We start from the raw sequence: 2,426 nt of genomic DNA on the forward strand, positions 1-2,426 counted from the left end.
GGCGACGTGCGTGGTCGGCGGACGGCTCTTGCGCGGCGCCTTGGCGCGGCCGCGATGAGCGTTCAGCCCCTGCGCGCGCAGCACGCGCTGGAAGGTGGACTCGCTGGCAATATACACGCCCTCGTCGGCCAGCGTGGGCACGATGCGCGCGGGCGGCATGTCGGCAAATCGCGGCTCGTTGGCCACGCTCAGGACCTGCGCGCGCTCGGCCTCAGTCAGTGCGTGGGTGGGCGTCGGTCGCACCGCCTCGGGCCTGCCATCGCCCGATTCGAGGCCCTGGTGGGCGGTCCAGCGCTGCAGGGTGCGTGCGGTGATACCCACCACCTCGCAGGCCTCGTGCAACCGGGCGCCAGATCGGCGCGCGGCTTCGATGTCTCGGGCATGTTCCTGGCGATCTTCGAGGCCAATCATTCGTCCTCGCCCTGCGTGTTTCTTCTGAAGGTGAGTGGCGCGGGGGAATCGCACCCCCGCGCTCTACCAGAACCGGACGTGAACCTCTCGATTCATCCGGCTCCTATCGTCCAGTCGTTATCATCGCCGCGCTCCAGTGCGGGAGTAACGTCGGCGCACGTTGGCGCACCGCTCGCAACCAATCCCAGGCACGCATGAAGCGCCGACGCAGCTTCTTGTACTTGCGCTGTGCCCATCGCACCAGATCGTAGTCCAGCGTCTTGAGCGCCCGTTGCAAGCTCGATGGATGGAAGAGTCCGTAGTAGCGGACCCACCCCACGAGCACAGGCCGAATCCGCGCAAGCAGTTCGTCCAGGTCGTAGCGGTTGAGCCGCCGCAGGCCCCAGCCACGGATCTCGTGGCGCATGGCCTTTCCCGCCTTGTCACCGACGGCCGGCGAGAAGCTGGTGAACAGCTGCCCTCGCCGATTCATCGCCTGCCGGGGCTTGAATGTGTAGCCCAGGAAGTCGAACCGCCGAACATCGTGGTCACCACGCCGATTCGCATCGGCGCAGTACACGACGCGGGTCTTCTCGGGATGCATTTCCAGCCGACATGCGGCCAGCCGTTGCTCAAGCTCTGCCCTCAGGGCGTGGGCCTGTTCCTGGCTGTCGCAGTGGCAGATGACGTCATCCGCATACCGCTCGAACGGCACCTTGGGGTGGTGCCGCACCATCCATTGATCGAAGGCGTAGTGCAAGAACAGGTTGGCCAGCAGGGGACTGATGACACCCCCCTGCGGCGTTCCCTGGTTGCGCTTCATCAGCATCCCATCGGGCATCAGCACGTCTGCCTTCAGCCAGCGCTCGATATAGAGCACCGCCCAACGGCAATCCGTATGCCGGCGCACAGCCGTCATCAAGAGCTCGTGATCGATGTTGTCGAAGAAGCCCTTGATGTCCAGATCGAGCACCCAGTCGTGGCGCCAGCACTGTTTGCGAGCAACGCGCAAGGCATCGTGTGCCGAGCGCCCTGGCCGGTAGCCATACGAGTTCGCATGGAACACCGGCTCCAGCAGCGGCTCGAGCCGCCGCTGGACAACCATTTGTGCAATTCGGTCAGCCACCGTGGGAATGCCCAACGGCCGCGTCTTGCCATCGCCCTTTGGTATATCAACGCGCTTGACCGGTGGCGGCACGTAGCTGCCCGAGGCCATGCGATTCCAGATTCGGTAAAGGTTCTTGCTCAGATCCTGCTCGAACTTGGCGATCGTGACCCCGTCAACCCCGGCCGCACCGCGGTTGGCCTTCACGCGCTTGTACGCCTCCCACACTTCGCGCTTTGCGATTTCAAACGACTTTGCCTTGACCATGCGCGTCATCCCCTTGCAGGTTGTGCGCTCGGCCACGGCTGAACAACGACGCCCCTTCGGTCCAGCCCCATTACAGGACCTTCAACCCTACTACGAGCGTCTCCGCCCCTGTGCCCCGCATCGGTACTCTGGCCCTTGCGAATGCTGTCCGCTTGAGCTTCTCCCTTAGCATCGGGACGACAGGTTCCTACGTTCCTTACCAAAGCCTGGATCGAGATCACGCCGCCTTCATGCCGGAAGCCAGTTGGGCAGTAGACAGGTTCGCCCCCAACCTTACGCGCGGGATAGAGATCCAGATCCCGGTTTCGACTTCGGTTAAATACGTTTCGACACGTCATCAGCGGTTCACTTGCGTTCGTCTTCTCGATCCACACCTGACGGAGTTCGACTCCGCCTTTTCCATCAACGCTCACCACGTCGGCTCTTAACCGACGCAGCTTGAGGCGGTTTGAAGCCTGCTCCTGCAAGCCGACTCCGAGGGGCCCACCCTCATCTTTGGTAAAGCACCGCGACCGCTTGCGCGATCGCGTTCGTAGCACACGATCGCCTCGCATTTTTTTGAGAGCACCAGCAACGCTGCCGTCTCGGCCAGGGCCTTGTCCTTGCGTCGGACTTCGCGCTCGAGTTCCTTGATGCGCCGGCGGTCCTCTCTGGTTTGCGAGGG

The 2,426-nt window shown here is 63.4% G+C and carries 1 protein-coding gene and 2 pseudogenes; all 3 read right to left on the bottom strand.

Going from position 1 to position 2,426, the window contains the following annotated elements; all coding sequences use genetic code 11:
- A pseudogene (locus tag WKW80_RS37050) lies at positions 1-423 on the bottom strand (transposase family protein); the annotation flags it as partial.
- A gap of 91 nt (positions 424-514) precedes the next feature.
- On the bottom strand, positions 515-1,771 hold the full coding sequence (ltrA, locus tag WKW80_RS37055; protein WP_340368536.1) for a group II intron reverse transcriptase/maturase: 1,257 nt from the start codon (positions 1,769-1,771) through the stop codon (positions 515-517).
- A 529-nt stretch (positions 1,772-2,300) separates the two neighbouring features.
- Positions 2,301-2,426: pseudogene (locus WKW80_RS37060) on the bottom strand (transposase); the annotation flags it as partial.

This window comes from Variovorax humicola (assembly GCF_037889915.1).
GTDB lineage: Bacteria > Pseudomonadota > Gammaproteobacteria > Burkholderiales > Burkholderiaceae_C > Variovorax > Variovorax humicola.